The 6,737-nt window shown below is 44.4% G+C and carries 6 protein-coding genes and 1 pseudogene; 2 read left to right on the forward strand and 5 right to left on the reverse strand.

Going from position 1 to position 6,737, the window contains the following annotated elements:
- Positions 1-360: 360 nt before the first annotated feature.
- Entirely contained in the window at positions 361-1,212 is an 852-nt protein-coding gene (locus tag BFC18_RS03135) for an aldo/keto reductase (protein ID WP_070123738.1), read from the reverse strand.
- Positions 1,213-1,231: 19 nt separating this feature from the next.
- Positions 1,232-1,684 (reverse strand): nuclear transport factor 2 family protein, encoded by a 453-nt coding sequence (locus BFC18_RS03140; RefSeq protein WP_070123739.1) that lies wholly within the window; start codon positions 1,682-1,684, stop codon positions 1,232-1,234.
- Between the two features lie 380 nt (positions 1,685-2,064).
- On the opposite strand from BFC18_RS03140, the gene BFC18_RS03145 reads away from it, so the two are divergent.
- Positions 2,065-2,982, forward strand: coding sequence for an AraC family transcriptional regulator (locus BFC18_RS03145; protein WP_070123740.1), 918 nt, complete (start codon positions 2,065-2,067; stop codon positions 2,980-2,982).
- 11 nt (positions 2,983-2,993) lie between these two features.
- Here the strand turns inward: BFC18_RS03145 and BFC18_RS03150 are convergent, their stop codons facing one another.
- The 3 genes and pseudogenes from BFC18_RS03150 to BFC18_RS03160 form a co-directional block, all read right to left on the reverse strand.
- Complete coding sequence (locus BFC18_RS03150; protein WP_070123741.1) at positions 2,994-3,884, reverse strand: LysR family transcriptional regulator; 891 nt, start codon at positions 3,882-3,884, stop codon at positions 2,994-2,996.
- Between the two features lie 143 nt (positions 3,885-4,027).
- Positions 4,028-4,816, reverse strand: coding sequence for a 3-keto-disaccharide hydrolase (locus tag BFC18_RS03155; RefSeq protein WP_070123742.1), 789 nt, complete (start codon positions 4,814-4,816; stop codon positions 4,028-4,030).
- A gap of 147 nt (positions 4,817-4,963) precedes the next feature.
- Positions 4,964-5,431, reverse strand: a pseudogene (locus BFC18_RS03160) (recombinase family protein); the annotation flags it as partial.
- Between the two features lie 179 nt (positions 5,432-5,610).
- Between BFC18_RS03160 and BFC18_RS03165 the strand changes: the two are divergent.
- Positions 5,611-6,591: an IS5 family transposase gene (locus BFC18_RS03165; protein ID WP_070123743.1), complete on the forward strand. Its 981-nt coding sequence runs from the start codon at positions 5,611-5,613 to the stop codon at positions 6,589-6,591.
- Positions 6,592-6,737: the final 146 nt, after the last annotated feature.

Below are 6,737 nucleotides of genomic sequence, written 5' to 3' on the forward strand. Positions count from 1 at the left end.
GTCGATGTCTCATTGGTTGAATTGAGTGTACAGCGTATCAATAATCAATTTATTGGATAATCAGATAAACGAGCTTACGGTTAGCAATTTTTCTAATGAAACGTATTGTATTGCTTATGGTCGGCCTGAGGTTTTACCAATACATGTGGGTAACTCGCACCGGATGTGCAGCAGGCTATCGATATCAGTATCAACAACGGCACTGCAATGAAGAAATAGCTCTGGGCGACGACTTGAAAAACATGCTTTCTTTTCATTGTTAATCTCCAAAAACAAAGGACCGGCAAAAAGCCGGTCCATAAAATGTGAAAGAAAAAACAGTTGTTAATGCCGGTAAGAATCCAGCAACGCTATAGCCCTTTACACGTCAAGTTTGCAGGATGTGAGCCACTCAACCATGGCGGGGTCACGATGAGAGAAAAACGCACTGGTCGCAGTATCTAATGCCGTGATCATTGTCATGTCTTCCTCGGACAAGGCAAAATCAAATACCGCCAGGTTTTCTTTCATTCGCTCAACACTCACCGTTTTCGCCAACGCGACAATTTGACGTTGAACCAGCCAGCGGAGTATTACCTGCCCGATGGACTTATTGTATTCATCTGCTATTTGCTGAAGCACAGGGTGATGGAAAAGGTTGTTTCGCCCTTCAGCAAAGGGAGCCCAGGCCTCTACCTGAATACTTCGAGATGAAAGCCAGGGCGCAGCTTGTAGTTGCTGATTGAAGGGGTTAACTTCAATTTGATTCACGGCCGGTACGATATCATTAAATGCAATGAGGTCTGCCACTCTGTCTGGCGAAAAATTACTGACCCCTATAGCCCGCACTTTGCCATCTGAAACCAGTTTTTCCATGGCGCGCCAGGCTCCGTGTACGTCACCGAAAGGCTGATGAATTAAGTACAAATCAACGTAGTCCATCTGAAGCCGGTTTATCGAGCGCTCAAATTGTGCCAGCGCTCCGTCGTAAGATGCACCTTGTAACCAGAGTTTAGTGGTAACGAAGAGGTCTTCGCGTTTAACGCCACAGCGTTTAATCGCATTACCAACTTGCTCCTCATTGCCATAAGACGCCGCCGTATCGATGTGTCGATAACCGGTTTCGATGGCCTCGATAATCACTTTTTCACATTGGGCTGGGTCGGTAATCTGAAAAACGCCATAACCTAGAATTGGCATTTCTACACCGTTATTCAATTTAACTGTTTTCATTGAGAAAGTTCTCTCTGTTTTAATGTTCTATCTCATGCGTGTCACGCACTTTGCTGAAGGTGAGCCCAAGAATTTTCCAGTCACCATCAACCTTGCTGAATACTTCAGTTACGGTAAATTCATTCTCTACATCATTACCACGAACATGTGCAGTTAGTGTAATGCGACTCCAGACAACGCCTGTATCACCCACAACTTCTGTGGCACGGTCGTGAATTGCGGCCTTTTTGTACCAGATAGAACCGCTTTTAATGATTTCCAGCTCACGATCCGTCTTCCAGGAACCACTCATATGGACGAACTTGGCGTTGGGGTGAAAGAGTTGTTGCAGTGGGGCAATTTCTTTTGCTGCCATCCATTCCCACTTACTGTCTGATAAGGCTTCCAGTTGTTCTGCAGTGTCATCTGCAAATGCTAACTGGGTAAAGCTATATGAAACCAAAAAAATTATAAGTAATTTAATTTTCGTCATTTTCTTTCCTCTATTTATGAAAGGTTGTCGGCGTCAAACTCAAGTATCGCCTAGTTAAACGGCCATCGTTGCAGGCTGCCCTGCACTACCAGCGTTTGCCGCGTGCATAAATCCTGTTGCGGTAATGCCGACACCGGCAATAAGAAAACCCCTTCTGTCTAGCATCTTTAACCTTTTCATGTGTATGAATGTGATGAGTGGATGAACGTTGTCTTTGCGTCAATTCACTAAATACAGACTAAGAGATGTTTGGCGCTTTGCTATATCTCGATTCTGCCTGAAGATAGCCTGATCCTCTGAGCCACAGAAATTCTGTGAGATCCGTCAGCGAGACTGACGTTATACTGATTACAATGACATGAAACAGACCGGATTGATTAATGACGATGAATGCTGAGCTAACACAACAGATGGCCCTACTTGCAGAAGGCATTGCAAAGTTAACGCAGCACACCCCATTTGTGAAAACCGCTATTCCGGGACTCACGGTATTTCGGATATCGGAGACCTCCGAACCGCTCTCAGGATTATATGAACCTAGTGTGTGCCTGATTGCACAAGGAGAAAAACAGGTTCAACTAAATGAAGAAACCTTTATGTATGATACTGAGCATTATCTGTTTTCAGGTTTGCACCTGCCCGTTTTTGCTCGCGTCGTAAATGCCACAGAAGATAAACCTTATCTTGGGCTAAAACTCACGTTTGACTACCAGGAAATAACCCAATTGATGCTGGAAAATCAGATCCCAGCACCACAAACTAAACAATCAAACAGAGGTATGCAAACCGGAAAACTGACCAGTCAAATGATAAGTGCCTTCCAGAGAATGATTGACCTGAATAGCGAAGAAGAAGCGCATATTCCTACGTTAGCCCCCATGATCCGGCGTGAGATCTTTTATCGTTTGCTCGTTGCAGAGCAAGGCGAAACCCTCAGAAATCTGGCTTCCCTGGGCACCCCTTCCAATCAGATGACAAAAGCGATTACCTGGTTGAAAGCAAATTTATTTGACAACATTCGAGTAGAAACACTCGCAGATTTGGCCAATATGAGCGTATCGACGTTTCATCATCATTTCCGCAACATCACCGCCATGACGCCACTGCAGTACATGAAAGCATTACGGCTACAGGAAGCGCGAAGGATGATGCTCACCGAGCACCTGGATTCAGCCACTGCGGCATTTAATGTAGGCTATGAAAGTCCGTCTCAGTTTGGCCGGGAATATAAACGAATGTTCGGTAATTCTCCTATTAAGGATGTAGAGCAACTGCGAGAGAGATTCGCCGTGTCTTAAAATCCCACGCATTATGAATAATGCCTTAGCGCATCAACCACGGTACTGAATGCGGGGGAATGATTATTGCGATTCGGGTAGTACAGGTGGTAGCCAGGAAACGGTAAGCACCAATCCGTCAATACCTGCTCTAGTTTGCCGCTTTCAAAGTCGGCTAGAAAGATATCCTCAGGAAGAAAAGCGAGGCCAAAACCATCCAGGGCAGCTTGATGAATCAAATACGGGTTATTGAAAATAACCTGCCCCCGGGGTTTAACGGTGATTTCTCTGTCGCCGTTATCGAGTTCCCACTCGTAAACGCCGCCAGCGCTTATCATGCGCATGCCTATGCATTTATGCTTTAGCAAATCTTCTGGCGTTTCAGGACGACCAAATTTATCGAGGTACTCGGGGGTTGCAACAACGGCCATACGCCACTCAGGGCCAATTTTTACCGCAATCATGTCTTTTTCTACCGCTTCCCCTAGTCTCACTCCGGCATCAAAGCGACCAGACACAATATTGGTAAAACCGTTATCCATACTGACTTCCAGACGAATATCAGGGAATTTATCAAGCATGGGGGCGAGTTTGGGCCATATGATGGTTTTCGCTGCATGGTCGCTGCAATTAATACGCACAAGACCGGCCGGCTTGTCCCGTAGTTCAGATAAACATTCAAGTTCAGTATCAATGTCTTCAAATCGCGGGGCAATGCGATTTAAAATTCGCTCACCGGCTTCGGTAGTAGAGACATTACGTGTTGTTCTTGTGAGTAAACGAATACCCAAACGAGATTCCAACGCGCGCATACTGTGACTCAGTGCGGATTGAGACACGCCCAATTTCGCTGCAGCACGCGTAAAACTTTTCTCCCGGGCTACCGCAATGAATGCCAATATGTCGCTATAATTTTCACGCATATACATTTCCGCCTGTACTGATTGACTCTAAATATTTAAAAGCATTTAGCCTATCAGAATTTCTGATTCAATCTAATAGGTGAAAGCTTATCAATTAGTTCAGTTAATAAATAGAAGCGACTATTGGCACACATTGCTTAAAGTTATTTCAACTCCTCTAATACGATATTTTTGAAATCAATTGGCTGCCCTTCACTTTGAAAAGCAATATAGCCTTCCTGCAAACTTTTTACTTGCTCCCAAATACCAGCAGATTCGCCAGTCACTAGGCCATCGGGTTGAGCAAAAGCGACCTTATATTCCAGGACAGTTTCGCCATTAATTTTTTGAATAACTTCGCCGTTGTTAACAATCAATTCAGCGTTCACCCAAACATCTTTTGGGTAGGTTTTTGATGCAGAGTTGAGGCAATGTTCAGGATAAAGTGAATCCTGATAATAGATTTCGGTACCTGGCGAACACATATTGCCAGTTGGTCTGGATTTACCCGGCTCCTTTTCTGCCAGCAATTGAAATTCAATAGAAATTGGCCAGTTTTGTTCTTTATTGATGGTATTAGGCGGCTGGCTTAAGAACATCACGCCGCTGTTGGCAAAGGCATATGAAGGGGCTGAATCCAGAAATTCGCCTTTAAACCGATAATCAAAGGTAAGGCGGAAATTCTTTAGCGGCTTATCATAAAAAAGATGAGCAAACTGTTCGTTGAATTCATCGTATTGCTCATAGCCTACTGAAAGCATGCCGTCTTCTACACGGAACGTGTTAAGGGGATCTTCTCCCGTCTCATGATGATGAATTTTCACTACCCAACCGTCGAGATTTTCACCATTAAATATACGTTGCGCGTTGTTATTTTGTGTCGCTTCTGTACACCCTTGTAGCAATAATATTGCCAGTGATAACGCACAACAAACCGTTTTGCTTTTGCTCATCTTCGTTCCACAATCTGTAAGTGAATGCTTTGTGTACCACTTTGCGTACTGCGCTACCAGGGGTCACACGACGATTCGGAAAATATTGTACGCTAAGAGCATAACCTTATATTTCTAAGGGAAAAATTTGCTTAGATTTATTCCTTCTTACAAAGTGGAGTCTTTATCAGAGTTACCTTGCTTTTTGACCTTTGCAATAGTTGATCGACTACAGCCTAAAAGATGTTGAATCTGAGACCAACTTTTCCCCTCACTAAGTAAAAGTGCTACGTTTTCTCTCAGCTTGAGATCTGGTTTTCTTCCTTGGTATTTACCCAAGGCTTTTGCTTTCTGTATTCCCTGTGCCTGTCTTTTACGTCGAGTCTCATAATCATCCCTACCCATTGCCGCAGCGAAATCAATCATAAACTCAGTGAGCACTTTTGAAATCATAGAACTTTCGGGGTTACCACTGAGGGCTGCATGAGTCATTGGCTGGTCAAGAACAACAATATGAAGTCCCGCATCAACTAATTGATGTTTGAGCAGCTTCCATTGTTCATATGGCAATCTTGATAACCTATCAACCTTTTCGATAAGCAAAATATCATTTTGATGAGAATCATCTATTAAACGTAAGCAATGGGATGTACTCCCCCTCAACTTGAATCGAAGACCTTTTTTTGGTCAATATGGTGATGATGAGTTACCAGTTTCAAATTAGGAGAAGCCCATGGGCAAGATTACTAGGGAAGATGCGAATAAGTCTCTAATGTGAGATCATAGCAGCACAGCAAATCATAGCCACTAACCCCATGAACCAACAGTTTACCTTCGCCGATAGTGAGTTCTCCAGTAAGCGCCGTCAAACCCGTAAAGAGATTTTCTTATCCCGGATGGACAACTTGTTGCCGTGGCCCCAACTGCTGAAAGTGATTGAACCCTTTTATCCTAAAACAGGCAATGGTCGTCGTCCATATCCGCTGGAAACGATGTTTCGCATTCATTGTATGCAGCAATGGTATAGCCTTGGTGATGAAGCAATGGAAGATGCATTATATGAAATTGCTTCGATGCGTCAGTTTGCTCAACTGTCACTGGATAAAGCGATTCCAGACCGCACCACCATTATGAACTTCCGGCACTTGCTGGAAAAGCACAAGTTGACTCGCCAATTATTGAAAACGGTCAATCAATGGCTGTCGGATTGCGGTGTGATGATGACACAAGGCACGTTAGTGGATGCAACGATTATTGAAGCGCCAAGTTCCACTAAGAACAAAAAGAATGAACGCGACCCGGACATGCATCAGGCCAAGAAAGGCAATGAATGGCACTTCGGTATGAAAGCCCATATTGGCGTGGATGCAAAGAGCGGCCTGACTCATACGCTGGTGACCACCGCCGCCAATGAGCATGACCTGAATCAGTTGAAAAACCTGTTGCATGGCGACGAGGAGTTCATCTCTGGCGATGCTGGTTATCGAGGTGCAGAAAAACGCGAAGAGCTGAAAGACACTAACGTGGAATGGCTGATAGCAGAGCGTCCCGGCAAAGTTCGGGCGCTGAAGAAGCATCCCCGCAAGAATAAAACCGCCATCAACATCGAATATTTAAAAGCCAGCATTCGGGCGAAAGTAGAACACCCGTTTCGGATCATCAAATGTCAGTTTGGTTTTATAAAAGCACGCTATAAAGGGCTGATGGAAAATGACTCACAGTTAGCCATGCTATTCACCTTGGCGAACCTGTTTAAAGTAGACCAGATGTTACGAAGACAGCCAAGATCTGTCTGAAATCCGGAAATGGCCCGGAAGTAGGTCGAAATCCGGCCTAAAACGGCAGTATATTGGCCTAAACTGCAAAATTAGAGTTTAAAAATTAGGCAGCTGATGCTGCGGCTTAACTCAGCGTTAAACTGCGGGACTTATTCGCAGTTTCC

This window comes from Alteromonas confluentis, assembly GCF_001757105.1.
Classification (GTDB): domain Bacteria; phylum Pseudomonadota; class Gammaproteobacteria; order Enterobacterales; family Alteromonadaceae; genus Alteromonas; species Alteromonas confluentis.